Source organism: Reyranella sp., assembly GCF_004297265.1.
GTDB lineage: Bacteria > Pseudomonadota > Alphaproteobacteria > Reyranellales > Reyranellaceae > Reyranella.
Genome location: NZ_SCUT01000021.1, coordinates 55,933 through 81,157, shown reverse-complemented (window position 1 = coordinate 81,157; position 25,225 = coordinate 55,933). Strand labels below are relative to the sequence as shown.

24 protein-coding genes, 1 tRNA gene and 1 pseudogene are annotated in these 25,225 nt (G+C 66.6%); 10 read left to right on the top strand and 16 right to left on the bottom strand.

All coding sequences use genetic code 11. The features are described from left to right. Positions 1 to 62: 62 nt before the first annotated feature. The 3 genes from EPO41_RS07935 to EPO41_RS07925 are packed head-to-tail and all read right to left on the bottom strand — an operon-like array spanning position 63 to position 2,146. Positions 63 to 944 (bottom strand): DMT family transporter, encoded by an 882-nt coding sequence (locus EPO41_RS07935; RefSeq protein WP_296322899.1) that lies wholly within the window; start codon positions 942 to 944, stop codon positions 63 to 65. A gap of 15 nt (positions 945 to 959) precedes the next feature. After that, on the bottom strand, positions 960 to 1,382 hold the full coding sequence (locus EPO41_RS07930) for a DUF4864 domain-containing protein (RefSeq protein WP_296322896.1): 423 nt from the start codon (positions 1,380 to 1,382) through the stop codon (positions 960 to 962). Between the two features lie 29 nt (positions 1,383 to 1,411). Further along, positions 1,412 to 2,146, bottom strand: a complete 735-nt coding sequence (locus EPO41_RS07925) for a hypothetical protein (RefSeq protein WP_296322894.1) — start codon at positions 2,144 to 2,146, stop codon at positions 1,412 to 1,414. 325 nt (positions 2,147 to 2,471) lie between these two features. Between EPO41_RS07925 and EPO41_RS07920 the strand changes: the two genes are divergently transcribed. Together EPO41_RS07920 and EPO41_RS07915 are read left to right on the top strand one after the other, a co-directional pair. Then, a tRNA-Arg gene (locus EPO41_RS07920) sits at positions 2,472 to 2,548 on the top strand. Between the two features lie 244 nt (positions 2,549 to 2,792). Beyond that, entirely contained in the window at positions 2,793 to 3,500 is a 708-nt protein-coding gene (locus tag EPO41_RS07915) for a hypothetical protein (RefSeq protein ID WP_296322891.1), read from the top strand. Between the two features lie 531 nt (positions 3,501 to 4,031). Here the strand turns inward: EPO41_RS07915 and EPO41_RS07910 are convergent. Genes EPO41_RS07910 through EPO41_RS07900 form a run of 3 tightly spaced genes read right to left on the bottom strand, consistent with a single transcriptional unit; the run spans position 4,032 to position 8,932 of the window. Further along, positions 4,032 to 5,153 carry an ABC transporter permease gene (locus tag EPO41_RS07910; RefSeq protein ID WP_296322888.1) on the bottom strand — a complete coding sequence of 374 codons (1,122 nt, stop codon included), beginning with the start codon at positions 5,151 to 5,153 and terminating at the stop codon, positions 4,032 to 4,034. Positions 5,154 to 5,156: 3 nt separating this feature from the next. Continuing rightward, the gene (gene rbbA, locus EPO41_RS07905; protein ID WP_296322886.1) at positions 5,157 to 7,865 is read right to left on the bottom strand and encodes a ribosome-associated ATPase/putative transporter RbbA; all 2,709 of its coding nucleotides are present in this window, start codon (positions 7,863 to 7,865) and stop codon (positions 5,157 to 5,159) included. Next, a complete protein-coding gene (locus EPO41_RS07900; protein WP_296322884.1) occupies positions 7,862 to 8,932 on the bottom strand; it encodes an HlyD family efflux transporter periplasmic adaptor subunit in 1,071 nt (356 codons plus the stop codon). The genes rbbA and EPO41_RS07900 overlap by 4 nt, the downstream gene beginning before the upstream one ends. Before the next feature lie 284 nt (positions 8,933 to 9,216). On the opposite strand from EPO41_RS07900, the gene EPO41_RS07895 reads away from it, so the two are divergent. The 4 genes from EPO41_RS07895 to EPO41_RS07880 all read left to right on the top strand — a co-directional run bounded on the left by EPO41_RS07895 (position 9,217) and on the right by EPO41_RS07880 (position 13,303). Further along, positions 9,217 to 10,509, top strand: a complete 1,293-nt coding sequence (locus EPO41_RS07895) for a DUF2254 domain-containing protein (RefSeq protein ID WP_296322882.1) — start codon at positions 9,217 to 9,219, stop codon at positions 10,507 to 10,509. A gap of 364 nt (positions 10,510 to 10,873) precedes the next feature. Continuing rightward, the gene (locus EPO41_RS07890) at positions 10,874 to 11,227 is read left to right on the top strand and encodes a DUF1622 domain-containing protein (RefSeq protein ID WP_296322880.1); all 354 of its coding nucleotides are present in this window, start codon (positions 10,874 to 10,876) and stop codon (positions 11,225 to 11,227) included. Between the two features lie 70 nt (positions 11,228 to 11,297). Then, complete coding sequence (locus tag EPO41_RS07885) at positions 11,298 to 12,515, top strand: GDSL-type esterase/lipase family protein (RefSeq protein WP_296322877.1); 1,218 nt, start codon at positions 11,298 to 11,300, stop codon at positions 12,513 to 12,515. 26 nt (positions 12,516 to 12,541) lie between these two features. Continuing rightward, a complete protein-coding gene (locus EPO41_RS07880) occupies positions 12,542 to 13,303 on the top strand; it encodes an SDR family oxidoreductase (protein ID WP_296322875.1) in 762 nt (253 codons plus the stop codon). A gap of 41 nt (positions 13,304 to 13,344) precedes the next feature. Here EPO41_RS07880 and EPO41_RS29745 read toward each other — a convergent pair whose 3' ends face one another. The 3 genes and pseudogenes from EPO41_RS29745 to EPO41_RS07870 all read right to left on the bottom strand — a co-directional run bounded on the left by EPO41_RS29745 (position 13,345) and on the right by EPO41_RS07870 (position 14,820). Then, positions 13,345 to 13,503, bottom strand: a complete 159-nt coding sequence (locus EPO41_RS29745; protein ID WP_363246955.1) for a CxxxxCH/CxxCH domain-containing protein — start codon at positions 13,501 to 13,503, stop codon at positions 13,345 to 13,347. 457 nt (positions 13,504 to 13,960) lie between these two features. After that, positions 13,961 to 14,269: pseudogene (locus EPO41_RS29740) on the bottom strand (hypothetical protein); the annotation flags it as partial. 68 nt (positions 14,270 to 14,337) lie between these two features. Next, a complete protein-coding gene (locus EPO41_RS07870) occupies positions 14,338 to 14,820 on the bottom strand; it encodes a peroxiredoxin (protein ID WP_363246954.1) in 483 nt (160 codons plus the stop codon). Positions 14,821 to 14,972: 152 nt separating this feature from the next. Here EPO41_RS07870 and EPO41_RS07865 point away from each other — a divergent pair, with 152 nt between their 5' ends. Continuing rightward, positions 14,973 to 15,569 (top strand): YqgE/AlgH family protein, encoded by a 597-nt coding sequence (locus tag EPO41_RS07865; protein WP_296322868.1) that lies wholly within the window; start codon positions 14,973 to 14,975, stop codon positions 15,567 to 15,569. 232 nt (positions 15,570 to 15,801) lie between these two features. Here the strand turns inward: EPO41_RS07865 and EPO41_RS07860 are convergent, their stop codons facing one another. The 7 genes from EPO41_RS07860 to EPO41_RS07830 form a co-directional block, all read right to left on the bottom strand. Next, positions 15,802 to 19,323: an indolepyruvate ferredoxin oxidoreductase family protein gene (locus EPO41_RS07860; RefSeq protein ID WP_296322866.1), complete on the bottom strand. Its 3,522-nt coding sequence runs from the start codon at positions 19,321 to 19,323 to the stop codon at positions 15,802 to 15,804. 122 nt (positions 19,324 to 19,445) lie between these two features. Next, positions 19,446 to 19,832 (bottom strand): DUF805 domain-containing protein, encoded by a 387-nt coding sequence (locus tag EPO41_RS07855; RefSeq protein ID WP_296322863.1) that lies wholly within the window; start codon positions 19,830 to 19,832, stop codon positions 19,446 to 19,448. A gap of 68 nt (positions 19,833 to 19,900) precedes the next feature. Beyond that, a complete protein-coding gene (locus tag EPO41_RS07850; protein ID WP_296322860.1) occupies positions 19,901 to 20,383 on the bottom strand; it encodes a tetratricopeptide repeat protein in 483 nt (160 codons plus the stop codon). Between the two features lie 61 nt (positions 20,384 to 20,444). Then, on the bottom strand, positions 20,445 to 22,112 hold the full coding sequence (locus tag EPO41_RS07845) for an adenylate/guanylate cyclase domain-containing protein (protein WP_296322857.1): 1,668 nt from the start codon (positions 22,110 to 22,112) through the stop codon (positions 20,445 to 20,447). A 4-nt stretch (positions 22,113 to 22,116) separates the two neighbouring features. Beyond that, positions 22,117 to 22,467: an arsenate reductase (glutaredoxin) gene (gene arsC / locus EPO41_RS07840; RefSeq protein WP_296322854.1), complete on the bottom strand. Its 351-nt coding sequence runs from the start codon at positions 22,465 to 22,467 to the stop codon at positions 22,117 to 22,119. Between the two features lie 33 nt (positions 22,468 to 22,500). Further along, positions 22,501 to 23,052, bottom strand: coding sequence for a RecX family transcriptional regulator (locus EPO41_RS07835; RefSeq protein WP_296322852.1), 552 nt, complete (start codon positions 23,050 to 23,052; stop codon positions 22,501 to 22,503). A 4-nt stretch (positions 23,053 to 23,056) separates the two neighbouring features. Then, positions 23,057 to 23,725 (bottom strand): HAD-IA family hydrolase, encoded by a 669-nt coding sequence (locus tag EPO41_RS07830; RefSeq protein ID WP_296322848.1) that lies wholly within the window; start codon positions 23,723 to 23,725, stop codon positions 23,057 to 23,059. 115 nt (positions 23,726 to 23,840) lie between these two features. Here EPO41_RS07830 and EPO41_RS07825 point away from each other — a divergent pair, with 115 nt between their 5' ends. The 3 genes from EPO41_RS07825 to EPO41_RS07815 all read left to right on the top strand — a co-directional run bounded on the left by EPO41_RS07825 (position 23,841) and on the right by EPO41_RS07815 (position 25,212). After that, on the top strand, positions 23,841 to 24,515 hold the full coding sequence (locus tag EPO41_RS07825; RefSeq protein WP_296322845.1) for a TetR/AcrR family transcriptional regulator: 675 nt from the start codon (positions 23,841 to 23,843) through the stop codon (positions 24,513 to 24,515). A gap of 82 nt (positions 24,516 to 24,597) precedes the next feature. After that, positions 24,598 to 25,041: an SxtJ family membrane protein gene (locus EPO41_RS07820; RefSeq protein ID WP_296322842.1), complete on the top strand. Its 444-nt coding sequence runs from the start codon at positions 24,598 to 24,600 to the stop codon at positions 25,039 to 25,041. An 18-nt stretch (positions 25,042 to 25,059) separates the two neighbouring features. Next, positions 25,060 to 25,212 carry a DUF5989 family protein gene (locus EPO41_RS07815; RefSeq protein ID WP_216957152.1) on the top strand — a complete coding sequence of 51 codons (153 nt, stop codon included), beginning with the start codon at positions 25,060 to 25,062 and terminating at the stop codon, positions 25,210 to 25,212. The last annotated feature ends 13 nt before the right edge of the window (positions 25,213 to 25,225 follow it).

The window sequence follows — 25,225 nt, the reverse complement described above, 5'->3', positions numbered from 1 at the left end:
GGGCCTCCAATACCCGCCCCAATGTGGGAATTGCGGCGGCCGGAGGCAACTGCCGTCGTCCGCTACCGCTGTCGTCCGGGCACCAGGGCGAGCCAGAGAGAGATCGCCGTCGAGCCGATGGCGATCGCCTGCAGGGTGGAGAGCGGCTCCTGTAGGATCACGATGCCGCTCACGATCGCCACGATCGGGATGGCGATGGAGGAGATCGCGGCGACCTGCGCGGGCAGCAGCTTCACCAGGGTGAACCAGATACAGGTGCCGATCGCCATCGGGATGGCGCCGGTATAGATCGTGGCGGCCAGCACCTTCACCGACGGAAGGTGCTCAGGCAGCCCGTCGAAGATCAGCGCGCCCAAGCCGATCGGCGGCAGCATCAGCACGAGTTGCCAGAAGGTGAGCGACAGGCCCATGCCGGGCCAGCTCGTGCGCTTCACGACCAGGGTGCCGACGGCCCAGCAGAGTCCGGCCAGCAGGCCCCAGAACAGGCCGGCCGGCGCCGTCGCGTAGCTCTGGAAGTTGGGAATCATCAGCGCGGCGACGGCGGCGGCCCCGATCAGGATGGCCGCGAGCAGCCGGCCCGTCAGCTTCTGGCCGAACACCACGAAGCCCAACACCGCGACCCAGAGCGGCATCGTGTAGGCCAGCACCGAGGCATGGCCCGAGGGGACGTAGAGAACGGCGAGCGAAGTCGCGATGTTCCAGATGCCGATGTTCATCGTCGACGCGAGCAGGAGCGCCGGCCACTTGTCTCGCGGCACGGCGAAGTTCTCGCGCCGCGCCAGCAGGATTGCTGCCAGGACGGTGACGCCCGCCAACAGGACGAGGGTGCGAAAGGTGAAGACCGGCAGCTCGGCGAGCGCGATCCGGAACAGCGGCCAGTTCGTACCCCACATGAGGGTCAGGGTGCCGAGCAGCGCCAGCACCTTGGGTGAAACGCGAGACATGAAGGATGCGGGCGATCAGGCCTGGTGTTCGTCCGGCGCCTGCAGGGTGCAGCCTTCGATGCGCCAGCTTCCGTCGGGCTGCTGCGCCATCGGATAGAAGGCGGTCACCGGCCGGCCATCGGGGCCGATCACGTGGACCTTCTGCGTCACCATCCCCTGCAGAGTGACGATCTCGCGGAACTCGAAGACGCGCGGCCGATAGACCGGCTGGTAGCCTTGCCGCACCATGTCCATGAAGGTCTCGGCCGTGCCGAACAGGTGCTGGATGTTCGGCGAGGCGTACCCGAAGGCAGCGGCACCGTCGTCGCGGCGAAAGGCCTCGACCTGCCTCTCGATCACGTCGCGGATGGCGGTCTGGTCCGCTGGCGACACCTGCGCCTGCGCCGGAAGCGCCAAAGCGAAGATCGCGCCGAGAAGGGCTAGGAAGCGAAGGGCCATGGACGTCACTCTGCGCCCCAGGCGCGGGGCTACTGGAGCGGAACGGGCCGCCGGGTCGGCTGCGGCGTGACGGTGCCGCCTTGCCCGCTGCCCGGCGCGCCGCCGAGGCGGCCGATGTTCACGTTGTAGGACAGGGCGGCCAGGTTGGTGCGCTCGCGGCCCAGGAACGTGTTCTCGCGGGCGATCTCGGCGTTGAGGTCGGCGATCAGCCGGTCGATCTGCTGCATCGAGCGCCGCGTCTCGCTCTCGATGGCGCGCAGGTTGCGATGGTCCGCGTCGGTCGCGCCGCCCACCATCAAGGCAAGGCGTACGTTCTCGAGCAGGTAGCCCGCCACCGAGGCCTGGGTGGTGACCTGACTGGCCAGGGAATTCAGCGTGCCGACGCCCAGGGTCACCGCGTCGAGCCTGCCCTGCGCGGCGTTCCACTGGTTCACGAGGTCCGGGTTGCCCGGAGTCGTGCCGGCCTGGAGGCGCGAGGTGATGCCGCTCACCAGGCTGGAATAGGTCCGCGCGTCGGTGGCCAGTTGTGCCCGGGTCGTGTTGAACTGGCCCTGCTGGGCGGCAATGCCGCTGTTGAGCGCGGTCTGGTCGCTGCGCAGCTGCTCGATGGTCTTGCGGACCGTCTGCGTGCCGGTCTGGGTGATGGCGGGATTGGTATTCGACGGAGGAGGGCTGCCGGCCGGTGCGAAGACGCTGCCCTCCGTGCATCCGCCGAGGACGATCGCTGCCAGGAGAAGCGCGGATCGTGGAACTCTTAGCGCCATCTTCGGCCTCGAACCCGCCCCGATATCATCGTTCTGGTGCTCCGATGCGGCACCCGAACGAAACAGGGCCGATTCGGGGCACATGCCCCAAATCCAGATGGCAGTCATGCCGATTGAAAGCAAGCAAAACCGACCGGCTTTTTCCCAGTCCGTTGAACGACTTGGCGCCGTCGGGTCCTCTCCGCCGGGGCGGTTTCGCGGCCGGTTCGAGGGCTGGGGCGGCGCCCGGTCGCAGCCCACGATGCCCCGTCGACTCGGCTTGCATCGCCGGAACAGTTTCACTAGGGTGCGCCCCTCTTCGCCGGACCCCTCGGGGATCGGCCGTGCGCCCGTAGCTCAACTGGATAGAGCATCTGACTACGAATCAGAAGGCTGGAGGTTCGACTCCTTCCGGGCGCGCCATTTCTCCTAATAAAATCAGCCTGTTATAGACGCCCTACTCGGCGGGACTAGCCGTTAGCCCCTCCCTAGCCCCCAGTCTCGCGCGTGTGCGGATGCGGTGGCAGTTGGCGCAGACAATTTCGCATTTCTTCAACTCTTCCCGTAGCCTGCCCCAGTAACGGTGAGCCTTGAGTTTCGGTGGTATCGGACGCTAGAAGCACCTCCGACAGTAGCAATACAAGCAATCTATCTCTGGGGACGTGCTATGAAGATGTGGCCTCTCATCGTCGCTGCTTGCCTTGCGTCTACTGCCTCGCACGCACAGCAGTCCAAGCTCTCGGGTAGGTGGTATGGAGCCATCGACGGATATCCGTTTGGAGAGCCGAGGCGCATTCTCAACGTCGTCGATAGGAATGGCGTGTTGGCTTGTACATGGCAGGAGATAGGCAAAAGCATCGACCGGACGGCGTGTACTGTCCAATCCGACACGATTACGCTCGTCACCGGCGCTGGCTCGGCCGTTGAGCTATCGTCAAAAGGCAACACGCTTCAGGGTACGTTCACGCTTAAGGACGGCCGGCGGTTTGAGCTGTCTATGGGGCGGGACCCCGTGCCCGCTGGCGCCCAACCCTCCACCAGCGGGGCGCAGGGCGCCACGCTGAATGCGCCACCCAACACAGTGCGGTGGCGCTCTACGCTGTCCTTCAACACGGCCGAGGCGAGCAAGGACAAGTGTAACGGTTGGACCAAGACAGTGGTCTACACCTTCGTACTTAAAGGCAATCGACTGGAAATTGTCACGCCTAGCGGGACTCGCACTAGCGCAACGGTAGGTTCGGATGGTTCTGTTGACCACACGTTCACTACTAACCTGAACAACCAGCCCCATATCACCGGCAATGCGTTCACAAAGCATTTGAAGGTTTCAATGTATAATGGTGTGTGCGTATGGGATGCGTTGCCTGCGAAATGAAGTGTGGGCGCGATATTCCATCAGGTAGCGCCCCACTCTTGCTCTTGGTCGGGGCAGATATCGCGGGAACAGGTCCGTTATCGTTTGAAGCATGAGGGCAAGCCGACAGGCCAGATTGTATGTGACGACCATCTGAAGAAGGCCTTCAAGTCGGGCCTGTACTACAACGACAAGCTGGGATCAGGACGGAAGCGGTAGAGGGTCTGGCTTCTGAAAAGCCACGTACGATCGCTGTAGGCGATAACTTCACGTGGGCAACCAGGCAGGAGGCCTGGCAGTCCGTTGAATGCGCCGCAGTCCCGTCCAACAAACGAAATAAACGAAATAAACAAAAAATGAAGCGAAGGTCGCGCCCCCTGAAGCAGGAGGTCCCGGCACTGGATATTGTGTGTTTCCCGATTGGCGCCTCAGGATCTGGTTGATTTCCTCGGGTCTTGCCTCTCCTGGCGGGAGGGTTCCAGGCCTTCCGGCGCGGTCGCCAATCGGCCCCTCCCCTGGCCGCAGGAGCGCCCACGCCCCGCGTTGCGGCGGCTAGGCCGTCTCGCCGACGGCCTTGCGGAAGCGGGCGAGGGCCATGGTGAACAGGAGAAGGCCGATGACGGCCAGCGCGATGAACTGAGGCCACACCGTCTCGAATCCGGCGCCGCGGAAGAGGATCGCCTGGCCGAGCATGATGAAGTGCGTCGTTGGGGCTGCCAGCATCAGGTACTGGACGATCTCCGGCATGCTCTCGCGCGGCGTCGTGCCGCCCGACAGCATCTCCAGGGGCAAGAGCACGAGGATGAGCAACAGCCCGAATTGCGGCATGGACCGCGCGACGGTCGCCAGGAACACGCCGAGCGACGTGGTGGCGAAGAGGTGCACGGCGGCGCCGGCCAGGAACAGGGCGACCGAGCCCTGGAGCGGTACGGCGAGCAGCCCCTGCACGACGAACAGCAGCGAAAGCGCGCAGGCCGCCAGTACCACCAGCGCCATCGACCAGATCTTGCCCGCCATGATCTCGAGCGGCGTGACGGGCATGACCAGAAGATGCTCGATGGTGCCGTGCTCGCGCTCGCGGATCAGCGCCGCCCCGGTCAGGATGATCGACAGCATGGTGACGTTGTTGACGACCTCGATCACGGATCCGAACCAGGAGATCGTGAGCGACGGGTTGAAGCGCGCGCGCAAGGTGAGCTCGACGGATGCCGGAACATTGGCGCGGTAGCGCCGGACGAAAGCATCGATTTCGCTGGCCACGATGCTCTGGACATAGCCGGCGCCGGTGAAGGCCTGGCTCATGCGCGTGGCGTCGACGTTGAGCTGGATGGTCGGCCGGCGTCCGGCCAGCAGGTCCCTTTGGAATTCGGGCGGGATGTCGAGGGCGAAGGTGTCGATCCCGGCATCCATGCGGTGGTCCATCTCGGGCTGCGCGATCATCGAGGGCAGCATGAAGAAGGGTGGGAAGAAGGCGTCGGCGATGCGTGCGGAGAGCGGCGAGTGGTCCTCGTCGACGATGGCGATCGCCGCCTTGTTGAGCTGCTCGGGCATCGCCGTCGATGCGCTGTAGATCGAGAAGGTGAAGGCGAAGACGATCAGCGCCAGCATCGCGGGATCGCGGGCGAGCCCGCGCAATTCCTTGATTCCGAGATGGACGATGTTGGCGGCGCGCATCGTTCAGGCCTCCTGCTTGCGCAGCAGGACGGCGCTCAGGCCGACCAGCAGCGGCGCGGCGATCAGCAGCGGCACGAACGACGCCTGCAGGTCGCCGAATCCCAGCGCCTTGGAGAAGGTCCCGCGCGTGATCGTCAGGAAATGCGTCATCGGATAGGCCTGTCCGATCGCCGCGCCGATGCCCTGCAGCGACGATACCGGGTCGATCATGCCGGAGAATTCCATCGCCGGAATCATCGTGCCGATGGTCGTGCCGAAGATCGCGGCCGATTGGCTGCGCATGAAGGTCGAGAACAGGAGGCCGATGGAGGTGGCGGCGAGGATGTAGAGAAGCGCACCGCCGGCCAGGGCCGCGAAACTGCCCTTGAACGGCACGCCGAAGGCGGTCACGGCGAGCAGGGTCAGCAGCAGGAAATTCACCATGCCGAGGACGACATAGGGAAACTGCTTGCCGATCAGGAATTCGAGCCGGGTGACCGGGGTGACGTAGAAGTTGACCAGCGAGCCCAGCTCCTTCTCGCGCACGATGCTGAGTGTCGTCAGCATGGCGGGGATCAGGAGCAGCAGCATCGGGATCACGGCCGGAACCATGGCCACCAGGCTGAGGATGTCGGGATTGTAGCGGAACCGTACTTCGAGATTGGCCAGCGGCATGGCCAGTGACGTACCCGCCAGCCATTTCGCATGCATGCCCTGGACGTAGCTGCGGGCGGTCTCGGCGCGCGACGGCATGGCGCCGTCCAGCCAGGCGCCGATTTCGACCGTGCGCCCGCGGGCAATGTCGCGCGCGAAGTTCGGCGGGATCTCGATGGCGAGGCTGAGCTCGCCGGAGCGCATGCGGCGATCGAGGTCGTCGTAGTCCTGGAGCGGCGGGCGCTGGATGAAATAGCGCGAGCCCGCAATGTTGAGGGCATAGTCGCGGCTCGTCGTCGTGCCGTCGCGGTCGAGCACGGCGAAGGTCAGGTCCTCGACGTCCATGTTGATGCCGTAGCCGATGACGAACATCAGGATGACGCTGCCGAGCAGGGCAAGCGTGGCGCGGATCGGATCGCGCATGAGCTCGATCGCTTCGCGACGGGAGTAGGCCAGCAGGCGCCGCAGTTCGAACGAGCGACTGGGCGGCGGCGTCGACGCTTCCGGATGGACCGGCGGTGCGACGTCCGCCGTTGTCGCGTCGTCGGTGCCGGAGGCATCCTGCAGCCAGCCGACGAAGGCTTCCTCCAGCGTGGCGACGCCGCGCCGGGCGACGAGCGCGGCCGGGCTGTCGCTGACCAGCACGCGCCCGGCATGCATCAGCGACACGCGATCGCAACGTTCGGCCTCGTTCATCAGGTGGGTCGAGATGAAGATGGTGACCCGCTCGCGGCGCGCCAGGTCGATCAACATCCGCCAGATGGCGTCGCGGGCGATCGGATCGACGCCGGACGTGGGTTCGTCGAGGATCAGCAGGGTGGGTTCGTGGATCACCGCCACGGCGAGCGACAGGCGCTGCCTCTGGCCGAACGGCAAGGTCGGGGGCAGGGCGTCCAGCACGTCGAGCAGCTCGAAACGTCCGGCGACCTCCTGGACGCGACCCGCGATCGTCTTCTCGGGCAGGTGGAACAGGCGGGCATGGAGGTCGAGGTTCTCCCGCACGGTCAGTTCGCTGTAGAGCGAGAAGGACTGCGACATGTAGCCGACGCGACGGCGGATCTCGAAGTCCTGGGCGTCGACCGGCTGGCCGAACAGCCGGGCCTCGCCCTCGCTGGCCGGAAGCAGCCCGGTCAGCATCTTCATGGTCGTGGTCTTGCCGCAGCCGTTGGATCCCAGAAATCCGAAGATCTCGCCCCGCGCGATGCGCAGGTCGACATGGTCGACGGCGACGAAATCGCCGAAGCGCTTGGTCAGGCCGCGCACCTCGATGGCGGCCTCGGCGTCGTGCCCGTTGTCGGGAGGCGGCGCCTCGACCGGCCGGTGGTCGCGGCCCGGCTCGCCGGGAAGCAGCGCGATGAAGGCCGCCTCGAGCGATGTGCTGCCGGTGCGCGCGAGCAGATCGCGCGGGCTGCCGGTCGCGATCACGCGGCCGGAATCCATTGCCACGAGCCAGTCGAAACGGGCGGCCTCCTCCATGTAGGCGGTCGCCACGATGACGCTCATGCCGGGCCGGGCCGCGCGGATGCGGGCGATCAGGTCCCAGAACTGACGGCGCGACAGGGGATCGATGCCGGTGGTCGGTTCGTCGAGGATGAGAAGGTCGGGATCGTGAATGAGGGCGCAGCACAGGCCGAGCTTCTGCTTCATGCCGCCCGACAGCTTGCCGGCGGGACGATCGACGAACGGTGCGAGCCCGGTAGCCTTCGTCAGCTCGTCGATGCGCCGTTTGCGCTCGCGCCGGCCATGGCCGAACAGGCGGCCGAAGAAGTCGATGTTCTCGGCCACCGTGAGGGTGGCGTAGAGGTTTCGCCCCAGCCCCTGCGGCATGTAGGCGATTCGCGTGCAGGCGCGGCGGCGATGCCGGCCGCTCGCCATGTCGCCACCCAGCACCTCGACGCTGCCGGCCTGCAGGCGGCGCGCGCCGGCCACCAGCGCCAGCAGGCTCGACTTGCCGACGCCGTCCGGCCCGATCAGGCCGACGATGCTTCCGGCCGGCAGCTCGAGGTCGATGGCCTCCAGCGCCGTCACCGGGCCGTAGCGAAGGCCGACGCCGCGCAGCCGGGCGACGGGGTCGGTCATGGGGGAAGCTTCACCGCCAGGTTGGCCGGCCAATCGACCCTGGGGTCGGTCCGGACGTAGGCTACGCCCGGCAATCCGGTCTTCACCTGGTCGAGGTTCTTGCTGAGCAGGGCCGGATCGATATTGGCCTTGATGCGGAACATCAGCTTCAGGCGCTCGACGGTCGTTTCGACGCTCTTGGGCGTGAATTGCGCCACGTCCGCCACGAAGGTGACGCGGGCCGGCAGGACGAATTGCGGGGCGGTGTCGAGGATCAGCCGCACCTCGCTGCCGATGGCGATGCGGCCGGCCGCCTCGGTCGGCAGGAAGAACGTCATGTAGACGTCGGAAAGGTCGACCATGTTCAGGACCCTGCCGCCCGCCGCGAGGACCTCGCCCGGCTGGGCGACGCGATATTGCACGCGGCCGTCGCGCGGTGCCTTGAGCGCGCTGTCGTCGATGTCGGCCTGGATCCTATCGATCGTGGCGAGCGCCGCCTCGTAGGCGGCCTGGGCGCCCACGACCTGGGAGTCGGCCGTTCCGATGGCGGCATCGGCCGCCGCGACCTGCGCCTCGGCGGCGGCGAGCGCGGCCTTGGCGCCGTCGTGACGCGCGCGATCGTCATCGAGAACCTGCTGTGCGGTGGCACCCTTCGGCGCCAGCTCCTCCGAGCGCGCCACGCGCCGCCGCGCCGCGTCGACCTCGGTGCGGCGCTGCGTCACCAGGGCCAGCGCCGCGCGTTTCTCGGCCTGCCGCTGCGTCACCCGCGAGCGTGCCGTGTCGATCTCGATCCGCGCCTGTTCGAGCGCCGCCTTGACCTCGCGGAGTCGCGACCGCAGCACCCGCGTGTCCATGTTTGCGAGCACCTGCCCAACCCGCACGAAATCGCCCTCGTTGACCAGGATGTCCTCGACACGCCCCGCCAGCTTGGTCGAAACGTCGATGTCGACGGCCTCGATCCGGCCATTGCCACTGGCGAAGCCGGGCGGCAGCGACGGCGAACGCAGCCATTGCCATCCCGCATACGCCGCGCCCGCGACGAGCACGACGAGGACGATCCTCGACAGCCAGGCTTGTGACACGGTCATGCGGGTTCGGAGGCTCGGTTTATGGAGGCACGATTAGGACACCGTTGCGCCGATCATCACGTTGATCTGGATCAACGAACGGGCGGCGAATTGGTCCCTCGCGGGTCTGCGAGGAGTACCGCTCCTTTGACAACGATCAAGTCGCGTGTCGGCCCTGCAGGCTAACGATGCGGCATGGAAGGCATTCTGGGAATCGCGGAGACCGCCATCCGGCCGGTGGTGATCGCGTTCATGGCCGACAACCTCCTGGCGATCGGCGTCCGCGCAGTCCTGAAGGAAGCACCATGAGCTGGCGCCTGCGCTATCGTCTGGGTGAGTTCGTGCGCTCGTCGTTCTGGCTGTTCCCCGTCCTCGCGCTTCTCATCGCCTGGCTGGTGGGCAAACTCGTCCTGGAGCTGGTTCCCACGCCCGATTGGCCGCGCTTCGACGAGGGCGATGTCGAGGGCATGCGTGTCTCCATGGCGGCGTTCGCTTCCTCGATGCTGACGTTCATGGTCTATGCCGTTTCCGCGCTGCTGCTCGCCATTCAGCTCGCCAGCGGCCAGATCACGCCGCGCATCATCAGGATGACCTTCAGCCGCTGGGAGATGAAGGTCGCGGCCGGCGTCTTTGTCTTCGCCTTCGGCATCACCATGGTCGCCCTGGCCAACACGACCGACCAGATCCGTCACGGCGGCCTGATCGTCCTGGCGATCGTGGGCAACGTCCTGGCCATCGCCGTCTTCTTCTGGTTCGTGGAAGAAGTCGGTCTCGGGCTGCGACCGGTGACGGTGCTGCAGAAGGTGTTCGCCGACGGCAAGGAGGCGATGGACAGTGTCTACCAGGGCGCCTTCGATGCCGGACGGGCGGAGGGCCGGGGAATCGTCCGGGAACCCGCGGCGCGCGAGGGCCGCATCGTCGAGCGCATCGGTCCGTCGGGGACCTTCCTGGCCTTCGGTAGCCGCGAGCTCATGGCCCTGGCGGCGAGAGCCGGCTGTACGATCGAACTGATCCCACAGATCGGGGACTTCGTCTCGACCGGCGATCCGCTGGCGCGCATCCATCCGTCCGACGCGCGCCTGAGCGAAGAAGCGCTCAATGGGCTGGTCGCCTTCGGGCCGGAACGCACCATGCGCCAGGACCCGATGTTCGCCTTCCGCATCATGGTGGACGTGGCATCGCGCGCTCTTTCGCCGGCCGTCAACGATCCGACCACGGCCGTGCTGGCGCTCGATCAGATCCATCGGCTGCTGCGCTACGCAGGACAGAAGAATCTCGACAATGCGCGGGTCTACGATTCGCACGGGACGCTGCGGTTGGTTTTTCCGACGCCCGACTGGGACGACATCGTCGACTTGGCGGTAACCGAGGTGCGCCAGTACGGCGCCACCAGCATCCAGGTCGTTCGTCGGCTTCGGGCGATGCTCGAACATCTCGTCGACCGGCTGCCGCCGGCACGTGGGCCGGCGTTGAAGAGTGAACTGGCGCTGCTCGAGCAGACCGTTGCCCGCTCCTTCCCCGAGCCCGAGGATCGCCGGCGCGCGAACAAAGGGGATCTGCAGGGCCTCGGAGGATCGTCGGGCCGGTCGGAGGACTAGATCGGCGTGCCGAAGAACCTTGATGCAGGTCAAGGCATGCGAGCTTCCCGCGGTTACGGTCCATTTTTCGCCAACCGGGATCGCGCCATGAAACGAGGCAAGCCCAGATCGCCCCCGTCTGCGGCGCGAGCCTATCCCAGGCTCATTCACAGGACGGACCGTCTGGAAGTCTGGCTGATGCAGGGCGGCAGAACGATCCGGCGCATTGGCTCCGTGGGCATACCGCTCGCCCTCGATGCCCTGCGCCATAGGGAGGATGTGGTAGCCGAACTGTTCGACGAAGCGCGGCGCACTCTCGAGCGACGCCAGCCGGCCCGGCGGCCGGCTGGCCGTTTGCCGAGGACGATGCGCGGGGCGGTCTGAGATGCCGATGACGATCGACGTGCTGGCCTCGACCGCCGGCCACATCGTCGAATCGATCGGCGTGCTCATCCTGCTGGCCGGGGCGTTCCTCTCGATCGGTGTTTGCCTGGTCCGCATTGGAAGAGGCGCGACCCCGCACGATGCCTATCACGGACTACGGGCCGATCTCGGACGATCCATGTTGCTCGGCCTGGAGTTCCTGGTCATCGCCGACATCATCGGAACGGTGGCCATAGAACCCACTTTGTACAATCTTGCCGTCCTCGCGGTGATCGTCGCGATCCGCACCCTGCTGAGCTTCGCGCTCGAGCTCGAGGTCAGCGGACGCTGGCCGTGGCAGAAGGGCGACAAGTAGCCCGCGAACAACCAGTTCCTCGATCCGTCGGTAGGCGCGTAGAAGGGCAGCTGGTCTCGGGCTTGGACACGTGTCGAAATTCCTTCGCTTCATCAGCCTCTTGGGCATCCTCGCTGTCGCCGGCACCGCGACCTGGCTCTTCCGGATCGACGAGCTGAAGCCCGCGGGGCCGCGCGCTGACTATTTCCTCTATCTGGCGGCGCTGCTCGCGGTGGCGGTGCTGACGGTGCGCTGGCCGCGTTTCTCGGGGACGCTGCTGGTGCTGGCCTGCGTCGAATTCGCCTGGGGGCTGGGCTCGTGGGCCCTGGCGCCGCCCGGTTCGCCATCGCTGCTGCCGCCGGTCGTCGCCGAGCCGGCGCGCTTCCTGTGGCATCCGCTGCTGCAGGCCGTGCCGGTGCCCGGCCTCGCCTTCACCAGCGCGACGGGCCTCGCCATCCGCCACTCCTCGGAGGGCACGCGCGGCCGCGATCCCGATCCTGCGCGCCTGGCCGACAGTGGTGTGGTGGCGACCTTCGGCGGATCGGCGGCCTACGATATCGGCAACGGCGAGGGCGACACCTGGCCCGACCGGCTGGACGAGGCGCTGCGTGAGGACAGGCTGGTCGTCGTCAATCATGGCGTTCCGGGCTACACGACGGCCGAGCACTTGCTGCAAACGGCTTTCTATCCCGAGAAGTTCGGCAAGGCGCCGCGCTGCGCGGTCTACTTCGTGGGCTGGAACGACCTGCGCAATGCGCACATCCCCAATCTCGACGCCGGCTATGCCGATTTCCACATGCCAAGCCAGGTCGACTCCCTGAAGGTGCGGCGCATCGGCGGCTCCAACGTCACGATCTCGCCGCTACTCACGGTGCTGGCCCGCCTCGTCGCCGCCGAGGTCGACACGGTACGCTATGGCAAGGATCCTTATGCACTGCCGCCTGCCAGCGGATCTGATCCGGCCCAGTCGGCGATCTTCGAGCGAAACGTCCGCACGATCTCCGCCATCAACCGGCTGCGCGGCACACCGACGATCTGGGTCGGGCAGGTCGTCAATCGCGACCGCCTGAAGGGCGAGGGCCTCTATGGCTGGCTGCCGCGCGTGCGCGATCGCGATCTCCCGCAATTGCTGCAGCAGTCGAACGCGGCTCTGGAGCGCACGGCGCGGGCGCTGGGCGATACGTACGTTGCACTCTCGCCCGAAGCGTTCGGCCCGGCCGACTTCGTCGACGAGGGACACTTCTCCGCCGCGGGCGCGCGCCGTTTCGCGGCGCTGCTGGCGCCGGTCGTGCGCGAGACTTGCCGCTAGTCGTGCGGGATTCTACTCCTGTCGCCATGACTTCTCCGTCCCGCGTGATCCTCATCACCGGTGCCTCCTCGGGCATCGGCGCCGCAACCGCCCGCGCCCTGGCCGCGCCCGACACGGCACTGGCCCTGCATGCGCGCCGCAACCGTGCCGGACTGGAGCGGGTCGCCGGCTTCGCCGCCGGCGCGGGTGCGCAGACATTGATCCTCGAAGGCGATCTCGCCGAATCCGGCACGGCGGCGCGCCTCGTCGACGAGGCCGTGAAGGCGTTCGGCCATCTCGGCGTGATCGTGAGCAACGCCGGCTTCGCGAACCGCACGCAGGTCGGCGAACTCGATCGTGCGACCTGGGACGCCAGCCAGAACGCCATGACGGCGGCCTTCTTCGAACTGGCGACGGCGGCCAAGCCGTGGCTGGTCAAGGCCGGGACGGCGGGCCGCCTGGTCGGCGTCTCGTCCTTCGTCGCCCATGCCTTCGCGCGCGGGCTCATGACCTTCCCGGCCTCGGCCGCGGCCAAGGCCGGCGTCGAGGCTTTCGCCAAGGCCTTCGCCGTCGATATCGCCGCCTCGGGCGCCACGGTGAACTGCGTCGCGCCGGGTTTCATCGAGAAGGACCCGGACGCCCATGCCGCCGTGCCGCGCGCCGGGATGGAGAAAGTGACCCAGTCGATCCCGATGGGTCGCTACGGCAAGCCTGCGGAAGTGGCGGCCCTGATCGCCTTCCTCTGCTCGCCGGCCGCCGGCTACATCACCGGCCAGACGCTCCACGTGAACGGCGGCGTCACGCTGTAGGGCGGAGGCAGCCTCATTGGAGCGCGCCACTCCAGTGGCGCTCAAGATTCAGCAAGGCATGAGCGCAACTGGAGTTGCGCGCTCCCTTGATACGCCTCAGCCGATCGAGCGCACCAGGCGGGTGATGTCGATGCCCTTGGCATCGATGCCGAACCAGTCGAGATAGAGTGGCACCTGGTGGTCGAGCATGTGCCGGCCATGGTGAATGCGCCGTCCGTGGCTGCGGGCCCGCTTGAGCAGCGGGGTTTCGGCCGGGCTCATGATCACGTCGGCCACCAAGACGTCGGGATCGAGCGTCATCGGGTCGAAGGATTGCGGATCGCCGGCGCGCAGCCCCAGGGGTGTCGCATTGATCGCGATGTGGATACCCTTGGGCGGCGACTGGACCTCGGCGACCGGTACGTCTGGATAGTGGCTCAGCAGCCGGTCGATCGCCTTGCCGGCACGCGCTTCCTGGATCTCGGTAACCAGGAGGCGGCCGACACCAGCTTCGCACAGCGCGGCCGCGATGGCGCCGCCGGCGCCGCCCAGGCCGACCAGCCAGACGCTGGCGCCCTTCACGCGATGGCCCTGCGCTTCCAGTCCGTGCACGAAGCCCAGGCCATCGACATTGTCGCCCGCCAGCACCCCGTCGGGGTCGCGGCGCACCAGATTAACGCTGCCGGCCGCCGTCGCGCGGGGCGTGGCGCGACCCAGCAGGTCGAGCATGGTGGTCTTGTGCGGGATGGTGACGGTGAAGCCACCGAGGTTGCGCATCTTGGCCAGCGCGTCGAGCATCAGTGGCAGGAGTTCGGGGCCGCCTTCGAAGGGCAGCCAGACGGCATTGACGCCGGTGGCGGCGAAGACCTGCGGCATCACGCCGGTCAGGCGCAACTGGCGGATGGGATCGCCGATCGTGCCATAGAGGCGCGTGGCGCCGTTGACCTGGAACAAGCCGTTGAAGAGCTGCGGATCTGTCGGGTTCATGGCACCCCAAAGGAAAACGGCGGAGCCTGCGCTCCGCCGTCGATCTTGGCCGTGCGCGACGCGCAGGGCTAGAGATTCTTGAGCACGTGCTCGGCGGAGGAAACCTCGAAGGCACCCGGCTTCTCGACGAACAGCTGCTTGATGGTGCCGTCCTCGACAACCATGGCATAGCGCTGGCTGCGCGTGCCGAGGCCGAACTTCGACCCGTCCATCGTCAGACCCATCGCCTGAGTGAATTCGGCGTTGCCGTCGCCCAGCATCATCACCGAATCGCCAGCCTTCTGGTCCTTGCCCCAGGCGCCCATCACGAACGCGTCGTTCACGGAAATGCAGGCGATGGTGTCGACACCCTTCGCCTTGAGAGCAGCTGCTTCGGCCACGAACCCGGGCACGTGCTTTGCTGAACAAGTGGGGGTGAAGGCACCCGGCAGCGCGAAGGCGACGACCTTCTTGCCGGGCGCGAAAAGTTCCTCGGTGGTGACGGCCTTGGGGCCTTCCGGGCCCATCGTGCGCAGCGTGGCGCTGGGGACTTTGTCTCCGACTTTCGCCATTATTAGCTCCTCCAATACGCCGCCCAACCGCGGCCTTTACGAACTGCCGGACCCTAGGCCGGGGTGGGGTTTTTGTCCATGGAAGGCCCATCTGGCCCCGGTCCTTGATCTTTAGCCGGACAATCCCCATGGATATAGGAGATCATTACGCCATGCCCGGGCCCAGCTCTCCTGCCGCCACATTGGTCGGCCGCTTCCTGGTCGCAGCGCCGTCCATGTCGGACGAGCGCTTCCAGAAGAGCGTCGTCTTCATCTGCAAGCATGATGACGATGGCGCGCTTGGAATCATCGTGAACAACAAGGTCGACGATCTGCCACTCGGCCAGGTCTACAAGCAGCTCGGTATCGAGGTGCCCAAGACGACTGCGGACTTGCCGGTATTGTTCGGGGGTCCGGTCGAGACCTCTCGCGGGCTGGTGCTGCATTCAGCCGATTACAAGCGGGACGAGACCCTGCTGATCGATGGCGGCATGGCGCTCACCGCCTCGCTCGAGATCCTGAAGGACATGGCGGGGGGCACCGGACCCAAGAATGCCTGGCTGGCGCTGGGCCATTCCGGCTGGGCGCCGGGCCAGCTCGACCGCGAGATGCAGGACAATGCCTGGCTGGTCGTCGATGCCGACGCGGAGCTGGTGTTCGATGCCGATTTCGCCGCCAAGTGGCAGCGCGCGCTCGACCGGCTGGGCCGCGGCCTGCCCGGCGGCAAGTTCGACCTCGCTTCTTTCTCTCCCCAGTCCGGTCGCGCCTGACGCTTTCGCCGTCGTCGTCTGCATGCATTACGATGGATGAGGTGTGCGTTCTCGCGCCTGGATTGTGCTTATCTTCCCCAGGCGAACGGGCTTATAGCGGCAGATACGTCGACCGCCTGCCTCCCTTCGCGGACGACGGTGCGTACCGGGACGTCCGCGTTCCTTCCCCAACCCCAAACAGGGAATGCGGGCGTCCCGTCTTCGCGTCGGCTGCTTCTTACTCGTCGGCGCTTTACTCCGCGGCGATCGACTGGGCGGCGGGGCTCTTGTAGGCCGCGAGCAGCGAGGCTTCGCGCTCCTTCGCGATCTTCACGTTCTTCTCCTTCACGTGACCGAAGCCGCGCATCGTTTCCGGCACGGACGCGATCTGCACCGCGAGGGCGTGATTGTCCTGGCCGAGCGTGGCCAGCAGCGTCTCGACGGTGGCTTCGTACTCGCCGATCAGGCGGCGCTCCATGCGGCGCTCCGCGCTGTAGCCGAAGATGTCGAACCGGCCGCCGCGCAGCCGCTTCAGCGAGGCGAGGACGCGGAACGCCGGCATCATCCAGGCGCCGAACTCGCTCTTCTTCAGCTCGCCCGTCACCGGATCGCGATCGGCGAACAGGGGCGGGGCGAGATGGAAGGTGACCTTGTAGTTGCCCTCGAACTGCTGGCGGAGCTTCTTCTGGAACTCGCCGTCGCTGTAGAGACGGGCGACTTCGTACTCGTCCTTGTAGGCCATCAGCTTGTAGAGCGACTTGGCCACCGCCTCGGCGAGGCCGCGGCGGCCGGGCGCCTTGTCCTTCTCGACCTTGGCGACCCTGTCGACCAGCTTGCGATAGCGTTCGGCATAGGCCGCGTCCTGGTAGGCGGTCAGCAGCTCGACCCTCTTGGAGACGATCTCCGCGAGCGTGCGCGCGACCGGCTTCTCGATGCGCAACGCGGGCTTGGCGGCGGCCTGCACGGCGGCGAGATTGTGCGCGGCGAGGCGGCCCCAGTTGAAGGTGCGCTTGCTGCTCTCGACGGCGACGCCGTTCAGCTCGATGGCGCGCATCAATGCCTCGAACGACAGCGGCACCAGGCCCTTCTGCCAGGCATGACCCAGCATGAAGAGGTTGGTCGCGATCGAATCGCCCAGGATCGCCGTAGCGAGGCCGGTGCCGTCGACGAACGAGGTGGCCTCGTCACCGGCGGCGTCGTGGATCGCCTTCATCATCGACTCGGCGCCGAGATCCATGTCGCCGTTCATGACGAACGCCGCGACCGGCTGGACGTAGCCGTTGATCACCGCTTTGGTCACGCCCTGCTCGATGCGCGACAGCGCGGCCGGCGAGGCGGCCACGACCATGTCGCAGCCCAGCACCAGGTTGGCGCCGCCGGCGGCGATGCGCACGGCGTGGAGATCCTCGGGCTTGGGCGCCAGCCGCACATGGCTCATCACCGCGCCGTTCTTCTGGGCGAGGCCGGTGAAGTCGAGCACCGTGCAACCCTTGCCTTCGAGGTGCGCGGCCATGCCGATCAGCGCGCCGACCGTGATGACGCCGGTGCCGCCGATGCCGGTCACCAGGATGCCGTAGGCCTCGCTCAGCGGCCTCAAGGTCGGCATCGGGAGCGACGCGAAGGGATCGTCCTTCACCACCTCGAGCTTCGGACGGCGGGCCTTGGCGGGAACGCCGCCGCGCACCGACACGAAGCTCGGGCAGAAGCCGTTCACGCAGGAGAAGTCCTTGTTGCAATTGCTCTGGTCGATCTGGCGCTTGCGGCCGAGCTCGGTCTCGAGCGGCTTCACCGACACGCAGTTGCTCTTCTCCGAGCAGTCGCCACAGCCTTCGCAGACCGCGTCGTTGATGAAGACGCGCCGGTCGGGATCGGGGAATGTGCCGCGCTTGCGGCGGCGGCGCTTCTCGGCGGCGCAGGTCTGGTCGTAGACGAGCACGGTGAGACCGGGGATCTCGCGCAGCTCGCGCTGCACGGCGTCGAGCTCGTCGCGATGGCGGATCGTGACGCCATGAGCGAAGCCCGCATTCATCGGGTACTTGTCCGGCTCGTCGGTGACGACGACGACCTTCTTCGCGCCCTCGGCCTCGACCTGCCGCGTGATCTCGGGAACCGTGAGCGGCCCGTCGTGCGGCTGGCCGCCGGTCATGGCGACCGCGTCGTTGAACAGGATCTTGTAGGTGATGTTGACGCCGGCGGCGGCCGACTGGCGGATCGCCATCAGGCCGGAATGGTAATAGGTGCCGTCGCCCAGGTTCTGGAAGATGTGGTTGTCGGAATGGAACGGCGCCTGGCCGACCCAGCCCACGCCCTCGCCACCCATGTGGCTGATCAGCGAGGTACGGCGCTCGGGCATCCAGATTGCCATGCCGTGGCACCCGATGCCGGCCATGGCGCGGCTGCCTTCCGGCACCTTGGTCGAGGTGTTGTGCGGGCAGCCCGAGCAGAAGAACGGCGTGCGCGCGACCTTGGGCGGCGGCGCCGACAGCAGCTTCTCCTTGGCTTCGAGGCGCGCGAGGCGCTGGCGCAGCTCGGGCGATTCGCCCTCGTGCTTCATCAGGCGGCCGGCAATCACCATGGCCACGCCGGTCGGCGTGAGCTCGCCCTCGCTGGGCAGGATGATGCGGCCGCTCTCGTCGGCCTTGCCGATCACCACCGGACGGCGGTCGGCCGGCAGGTGATAGAGGATGCGCAGAAGCTGGTCCTCGAGGTTCGAGCGCTTCTCCTCGACGACGATGACTTCCTGCAGCCCTTCGGCGAAGCGGCGCGCGCCTTCGGCCTCCAGCGGCCAGGTCACGCCGACCTTGTAGAGGCGGATGCCGAGCGCGCGGGCGCGGGCGTCGTCGATGCCGAGATCCTCCAGCGCCTGGCGCGTGTCGAGATAGGCCTTGCCCGTCGTCATGATGCCGATGCGGGCCTTGGTGCCGGTCTCCGTCGGCTCGATCACGGTCCGGTCGAAGCCGTTGGCGCGCACGAAGGCGGCGACCGCCGCCATCTTCGGTCCGTGCAGGCGCTTCTCCGCTTCCAGCGGCGGGTCGGGATTGCGGATGCCCAGCCCGCCCGGCGGCAGCTGGAAGTCGGTCGGCATCATGATCTGGGCGCGCTCGGGATCGACCCAGACCGAAGCGCCGCTCTCGACCGTTTCGGAGATCGCCTTGAAGCCGACCCAGCAGCCCGAATAGCGCGACAGGGCAAAACCCAGGATGCCGTAGTCGAGATATTCCTGGACGGTCGCCGGATTGACGACCGGGATCATCGCCGCGGCAAAGACCTGCTCGCTCTGGTGCGGCAGGGTCGAGGACTGGCAGCCATGGTCGTCGCCGGCCAGCGCGATCACGCCGCCATGCGGCGAGGTGCCGGCGGCGTTGCCGTGCTTCAACACGTCCATAGAGCGGTCGACGCCCGGGCCCTTGCCGTACCAGATCGAGAAGACGCCATCGACCTTGGCGCCGGGGAACAGGTTGGTCTGCTGGCTGCCCCAGACGGCGGTTGCTGCGAGATCCTCGTTGAGGCCGGGCTGGAAGTGGATGTTGTTGTCTTTCAGGTACCGTTTAGCGCCCCACAGCGCGTTGTCGTACATGCCGAGCGGCGAGCCGCGATAGCCGGAGATGAACCCTCCGGTGTTGAGGCCGGCGGCGAGATCGCGCTGGCGCTGCATCATCGGCAGGCGTACCAGCGCCTGGATGCCGGTCATGTAGACGCGGCCCTTGCCGAGCCGGTAGCGGTCCTCGAGGGCGTAATCGCCGAAGACGAGAGGAACGGGGGTGACGGTGCTCATCGCGGGAGCCCTCCGATGCGGCGGCGTGAACGGGCGTTTATTTGCCGCAGCATAGCGGGCGAAGCGGCCAGCGCAAAAGACCGTCGATGCCTTTCGCGACTTCGAATTTCGCTCCGAGCTGCCTAGACAACTCTACCGGAAAGCGGATCGGGGCCGAACCTGTTTGGACCGACGGTGCCTGGCAGGAAACCGCATTCGATCAAAAGCCACACCGCGCCAATGACAGGGAGGAAAACGATAAAGACCCACCAGCCGCTCTTGTCTCGATCATGGTAGCGCTTCACATCGGTGGTGATTGAAACCACCAGGGTGACCAGGGTCACGAGGATGACGCCGCCCAGCAGGATCCACTCCCCGGTCTTCGTCGGGGCACGATGAAGTGCCGTGTGGCTGAACTGTGTGGCCACCCAGATGTGGAAGAAGAAGTTCGCGAAGAACAACCCGACCTTGATGCGCCAGTATTTGGCGCGATTGATCCGGCCGGCGAAGCTGAATCCGTCAAACTTCATCTATTGTATCCCCCTACAGTATTGTCACACCGCAGGGTTGGCGTTGGCAATCCACGCCGGGCAAGGGGTCAGTTGGTCGGGCGCTTGCCGGCCTTGTAGTCGGCGACGGCGGCCTTGAGCTGGCGATATTCGGCGCAGCCGAAGGTGCAGAGCGAGTCGAGGCGGGCGAGCTGCTGCTCGGCCTCCGGCAGGCGGCCCAGCATCAGGTACGCCTCGCCGAGATATTCATAGGCGCCGATGTGGCGGGAATCGATCGCCAGCGCCTGCTGGTAGTATTGCAGCGAGCCGTTGGGGTTGCCCGACTTGCGCGTGGCGAAGCCCATCAGGTTGTAGGCATCGGCATTCTTCGGATCCTTCGTTACTACCTGCTGCAGCAACGGCAGGGCGCCCTGGTAGTCCCCGGCCTGGATCATCGCCTTGGCGCGCGTGAAGTTCGCGTCGACCGGCTTCGCCGGTGTCGAATCCGTCGAGCCGCCGCCCGCGGCCTGGACGGGCAGGGACAGGCCAATGGTGGTCACAGTCATCGCGACGGCAAGGAAAAGGGCGCGCATGGAATTACCTCCTGAAGGTCGCGGGATTCTCGCCCGGTCGGCACGCTGGACAACGAACATCTTATGACATTGCCGTGAGATCGGCCGCCTTGGCGACCGCCCGCACGGCGAGCCGTCCCTGGCGGCCGCGGATCTCGACCTCATGGCGGGGCACCTCGCCGAGATCGATGCCGGCACGGTCCAGCAGCTCCTGCGACACGACCAGCTCGACGCCCAACTCCTTGGTGAGCGATTCGAGCCGGCTCGCGGTGTTCACCGTGTCGCCGATCGCGGTGATCTGGGCGGCGCGCGCATAGCCCATCTCGCCGACGATCGCGGGCCCGGCATGAATGCCGATGCCAATGCGCAGCGGCAGATCGAGATCGCCGGACATCGCTTCGTTGAGATCGTCGAGCGCGAGCGCCATGCGCCGTGCCGCATCGAGCGCCTGACGGCACGCGAGCCGCGGCTCCTTGTCGAGGCCGAAGATCGCCATCACCCCATCGCCGATGAATTTGTCGAGACGCCCACCGGCCGCTTCGACGGCCTGACCCGTAGCCCGGAAGTAGCGGTTGAGCAGGAACACGACATCGTAGGGAAGTTTGCCCTCGGAGATCGTCGTGAAGCCGCGGATGTCTGCGAAAAGCACGGCGATATAGCGCTCGCCGCCGTGAGCCTGCGGCTGGCGACGATAGGCCTCGACCGGTCCGGCGGCGGCCGGCAGCAGCAGCGCCACCCGGTAGTGCCCGGGCGGGGGCCGCAGCTGGCAGGCGAGGCGCACGTTGGCCGGGGCGCCGATGCGCGCCAGCACCTTCGCCTCCTCGGAAGAGGCAGGCGGCAGCCGGTGGCGGTCGTCACCGGTGATGCGAACGCGACAGGTCGAGCAGCGGCCGCGACCGCCACAGACCGAGGCGTGGGGAATGCCGGCGACGCGACTCATCTCCAGGATCGACAGGCCGGTCGGCTGCGTCACGCTGCGCCGTTCGCCGTAGTCGAGACGCACGACGCCGGCGCGCCGGTCCCAGAGATCGCGCAAGGGTCGGGCGGCGAAGACGGCGATCAGCAAAGCGAGGGCGGTGTTCTGGAGGACCGACGCCATCATGTAGAGGTCGGCGACCTGATCGGGTGTCGGCGCGCGCGCACGCTCGAACAGCATCTGCAGGAAGCCGGGACGCTCGGCGAGTTCGGCCACGTCCCGCAAGGCCACGGCGGTCCCGGCGAGACTCGCGGCCGGCACCAGCAGCGCGAAGCCGTAGAGGAAGGGCAGCCACCGCCGGTACCAGGGTTTCAGGCGCAGCGCGAAGTGCAGGCCGATGCAGGCGTGCATCCAGACGAAGAGGGGCAGCGAGAACTGCCTCAAGATACCCGTCCAGCCGCCGGCGACGAGCGATCCTAGGACCCAGGGATAGCCGGGTTCGACATCGTAAAGTGCGTGCGCGACACGCGTGCCGACGACGTGAACGACGCCAAGCGGTACGATCATGATGCCGAGGATCCATTGCGTCCATTCCCAGCGGGACAGCTTCAGCGCACGCCGTCGGTAGAGCGACCACAATGCGAGGCAGAAGTGGGCGAACAGCGATCCGTAGAGCACCGTCTGGCCGGCGGGATTGCTCCAGACCGAGGTGAACCAGTGCCGCCCTTCTTCGAGGACGCGCAGCGAGACGAGGCCCAGCGCGTGATTGAGGAGATGGGTGACGACGTAGAAGAAGAGGACGTAGCCCGACCAGAGGCGAAGCCGTCCGGTCATGGCGTCATTTCAGGAGAGGGAGGACGGCCTCGGGCGGCCGGCCGATCGCGGCATGCGCACCCTTCACGACGATCGGGCGTTGCAGCAGCACGGGATGCTCGGCGATCACATTGACGATCCCGGCCTTGGTGAGGTCCGCCTTCCTGAGCTTGAGCGCCTTGAACTCGGCCTCGCCGTCACGGATCAACTCGCGTGGATCGCCGCCGACCAGAGTGACGAGCTTCTCCACCTCCGCCTTGCTCGGCGGCTCCTTGAGATACTCCCGGATCGTGGGCTCCACGCCCTTGCTCCTCAGCAGGTCGAGAGTCTGCCGCGATTTGCTGCAGCGCGGATTGTGCCAGATCGTGACGGTCATTCGTGCCTCGTTGCGGGAACCATGGCGAGCCGTTCAGGCTTCGTCCAGAGAATCGGGATCGATCGCGTCGATGACCTTTCGGGCGAGCTCGTAGGAGAAGCCCGCACGCGCCATCGAGGCGAGGTCGCGCGCTTTCTTTTCCTCGCGATCCTTCATGCGGAAGGGACCGAGCCGGCGCCGGCGGGCGAAGGCCACGGCAGCCTGGATTTCACGCCGGGCGGGATCGGTGCCGAGCTCGTCGTCGAGGGCGGCCAGGGCACTGTCGACGTCCTCGCGCCCGACACCGGCCACCTGCAGGCGCTGGCGTGTCAGCTGGCCCGAGACGCCGCGGCGGTGCAGGGCGCGCGCCTTGGTCTGCGCGAAGGCCCTGTCGTCGAGCAGGCCGGCCGTGACGAATTTCCGGACGACGGCTTCGATCGCCTCCTCGACATTGTCCATCACGGGCGCCTCGAGCATCCGCGCCTTCGACACCCGACGCCGCAGCACGCGCCTCAGCCCCTCGGCGGAACTGGCGTACCGCTCGAGATAGAACACGGCGGCGTTCTGGAGATATTTCGCCGTGATCGGGGAGGCGGTGCGTTTCACGGCATCAGCCTCGCAGCGGAATCCCCACCATCGCCTGCAATTCGTCGATCGCGAGGTCGGGATCGACGACCTTGATGGTGCGCATGCCCAGTGCCCGCGCCGGCTTCAGGTTGATGCCGAGATCGTCGAGGTAGATGCAGCGGTCCGGCGGCACGCCCAGCAGGTCGCAGGCGTGCTGGTAGATGCGCGGGTCGGGCTTGCGCAGGCCGACTTTGCTCGATTCCACGACATGCTCGAAAAGAGACATGATTTCAGCCACGGCCCTGGCCTTCTCCGGGCTGCGCGCCATGCCCGGCCCTTCGCCGGCCTTCATGTTGTTGGTGATGCAGGCCACCCGGAACGTGGCCTTGCAGCGCCGCAGGGCCTCGACCATCTGCGGCCGAATGTCGCCGCTTAGTGCCTGCAGAATCTTCCAGCCCTCGACGCGGTGTCCCTGGAGGCGGGCCTCCTCCTCGAACAGGTCGACGAAACCCTGGAGGGAAACCTCGCTTCGTTCCATTTTCGCCCAGGCATTGGTGTCTGGATTGCGTGTATTGAGCCCGCGCAGGAAATCTTTGGGAAGCCCGGCCTCGGTCTCGTATCGATTGAAGGCGTCGAAGGGGCTGGAGAGGATCACCCCGCCGAAGTCCCAGAGGACCGCGAGCGGGGTTTTTGCATGGCTCGTATTCATCATGGTGCGACCGTCTTTACCTTGTTGCTGCCGCAGTCGGCCCTTATCTCACGCCCTCCATAGGCGAGCGGTCGTCCCTTGACCATCTCAGCCTGAACTCCGGATTAGGAACAGACACATGAGCGAAGCAGCGGTGATGCCGCGCGGCAACGCAGTGGCGGTAGTGGCAGCAGGAACGGACTCGAATGGGACGGCCCGTCCCGATGGCCGCAATCGTCGCGCCGCCGAGACCCGTCGCAAGATCATCGAAGCCGCCAAGGTCATGATCGCCGAGACCAGCACGGCGCCGACCGTGGTGGCCGTCGCCCGCCGGGCCGACGTCTCCGTCCGCTCGGTTTTCCAGCATTTCGGCGACGTTGAGTCACTTTTCGTAACTGTTCTGGACGCCATCGGTCAGGACATCGTGGTTCCCCAGCAGGCCTCTGACTCCCGCCCGTTGGCGGAGCGGGTCGCCTCGGTGGTCCAGGGCCTTGCCGAAGTGTTCGACAAGATCGTCCCGCTGCGGGTCGCCGCCGGCCAGTTCGTCGACCATCCGGCCCTGATCGAGCGCGGCAATGCCTTCAAGCTGGAGCTGCGCAAGTCCACCTTCGAGGCCTTCGCCCCGGAATTCGCGAGCCTGGGCGAGCAGGCCCGGGAGGAACTGGCGGACGCCATTGGCGCCGCCCTGTCTCTCGACGCCTGGATCGTGCTGCGCCGCCGCGACGGGCTGAGCTTCGACCGGGCGGCCGCCGTCTGGCGCATGACGCTCGAGGCCCTGCTGACCCATCGTTTCGCCTCGGTTGCGGCGGAATAGCCACTCCCTGCTGGTCGCCGATTGACTTGGCGTTTGGGATCAGAGAGTTAAGAGCCCCAATCAACTGAAGAACGCTCGGTAAATGGCGACCAGCCAGCTTCATGAGGACTTTTCGCGCGAGGAGCACGTCAAGGCGGGCTCCGACCGCAGCTTCGGGTTCGTTTTCGCGGGGTTCTTCGGAATCCTGAGCGCGATCAACCTGTGGAACCACGGCACGGAGCATGGTGCGGCGTGGAAATGGATGCTGCCGGTTGCGGCGGCATTCCTGGTCGTGGCGCTCGTTTATCCGAAGGCGCTCGGGCCGCTGAACCGGTTGTGGCTGAAGTTCGGCCTGCTCCTCTACAAGGTGATGAACCCGCTGATCCTCGGCCTGCTGTTCTTCGTCACCATCATGCCGATCGGTCTCATCATGCGCGCGTTCGGCAAGGATTTCCTGCGGCTGAAGCTCGACCGGAACGCCAAGAGCTACTGGATCGACCGGTCCCCGCCGGGCCCGCCGCCGCAATCCATGAAAAACCAGTTCTGATTCCGAAAGGACCGATCCATGGGCTCCATCCTCGTCGAACTCTGGGCCTTCATGCGCGAGCGCAAGAAGTTCTGGCTGCTGCCGATCCTGGTCATGATGGTGATCTTCGGCGGCCTGATCGTTCTCACCAAGGGTTCGGCGATCGCGCCCTTCATCTACACGCTGTTCTAGGCGGGTAAGGACA

Excerpts from the sequence above, each read along its gene's own strand:
- EPO41_RS07865 (WP_296322868.1), top strand. The coding sequence starts at position 14,973 with ATGCCCGGGCCCAGCTCTCCTGCCGCCACATTGGTCGGCCGCTTCCTG.
- EPO41_RS07930 (WP_296322896.1), bottom strand. The coding sequence starts at position 1,382 with ATGGCCCTTCGCTTCCTAGCCCTTCTCGGCGCGATCTTCGCTTTGGCG.
- EPO41_RS07910 (WP_296322888.1), bottom strand. The coding sequence starts at position 5,153 with ATGCGCGCCGCCAACATCGTCCATCTCGGAATCAAGGAATTGCGCGGG.
- EPO41_RS07825 (WP_296322845.1), top strand. The coding sequence starts at position 23,841 with ATGAGCGAAGCAGCGGTGATGCCGCGCGGCAACGCAGTGGCGGTAGTG.
- EPO41_RS07815 (WP_216957152.1), top strand. The coding sequence starts at position 25,060 with ATGGGCTCCATCCTCGTCGAACTCTGGGCCTTCATGCGCGAGCGCAAG.
- EPO41_RS07820 (WP_296322842.1), top strand. The coding sequence starts at position 24,598 with ATGGCGACCAGCCAGCTTCATGAGGACTTTTCGCGCGAGGAGCACGTC.
- EPO41_RS07915 (WP_296322891.1), top strand. The coding sequence starts at position 2,793 with ATGAAGATGTGGCCTCTCATCGTCGCTGCTTGCCTTGCGTCTACTGCC.
- EPO41_RS07890 (WP_296322880.1), top strand. The coding sequence starts at position 10,874 with ATGCCGATGACGATCGACGTGCTGGCCTCGACCGCCGGCCACATCGTC.
- EPO41_RS07925 (WP_296322894.1), bottom strand. The coding sequence starts at position 2,146 with ATGGCGCTAAGAGTTCCACGATCCGCGCTTCTCCTGGCAGCGATCGTC.
- EPO41_RS07830 (WP_296322848.1), bottom strand. The coding sequence starts at position 23,725 with ATGATGAATACGAGCCATGCAAAAACCCCGCTCGCGGTCCTCTGGGAC.
- EPO41_RS07860 (WP_296322866.1), bottom strand. The coding sequence starts at position 19,323 with ATGAGCACCGTCACCCCCGTTCCTCTCGTCTTCGGCGATTACGCCCTC.
- arsC (WP_296322854.1), bottom strand. The coding sequence starts at position 22,467 with ATGACCGTCACGATCTGGCACAATCCGCGCTGCAGCAAATCGCGGCAG.
- EPO41_RS07880 (WP_296322875.1), top strand. The coding sequence starts at position 12,542 with ATGACTTCTCCGTCCCGCGTGATCCTCATCACCGGTGCCTCCTCGGGC.
- EPO41_RS07870 (WP_363246954.1), bottom strand. The coding sequence starts at position 14,820 with ATGGCGAAAGTCGGAGACAAAGTCCCCAGCGCCACGCTGCGCACGATG.
- EPO41_RS07850 (WP_296322860.1), bottom strand. The coding sequence starts at position 20,383 with ATGCGCGCCCTTTTCCTTGCCGTCGCGATGACTGTGACCACCATTGGC.
- EPO41_RS07855 (WP_296322863.1), bottom strand. The coding sequence starts at position 19,832 with ATGAAGTTTGACGGATTCAGCTTCGCCGGCCGGATCAATCGCGCCAAA.
- EPO41_RS07845 (WP_296322857.1), bottom strand. The coding sequence starts at position 22,112 with ATGACCGGACGGCTTCGCCTCTGGTCGGGCTACGTCCTCTTCTTCTAC.
- EPO41_RS07935 (WP_296322899.1), bottom strand. The coding sequence starts at position 944 with ATGTCTCGCGTTTCACCCAAGGTGCTGGCGCTGCTCGGCACCCTGACC.
- EPO41_RS07900 (WP_296322884.1), bottom strand. The coding sequence starts at position 8,932 with ATGACCGTGTCACAAGCCTGGCTGTCGAGGATCGTCCTCGTCGTGCTC.
- rbbA (WP_296322886.1), bottom strand. The coding sequence starts at position 7,865 with ATGACCGACCCCGTCGCCCGGCTGCGCGGCGTCGGCCTTCGCTACGGC.
- EPO41_RS07895 (WP_296322882.1), top strand. The coding sequence starts at position 9,217 with ATGAGCTGGCGCCTGCGCTATCGTCTGGGTGAGTTCGTGCGCTCGTCG.
- EPO41_RS29745 (WP_363246955.1), bottom strand. The coding sequence starts at position 13,503 with ATGGCCGGCACATGCTCGACCACCAGGTGCCACTCTATCTCGACTGGT.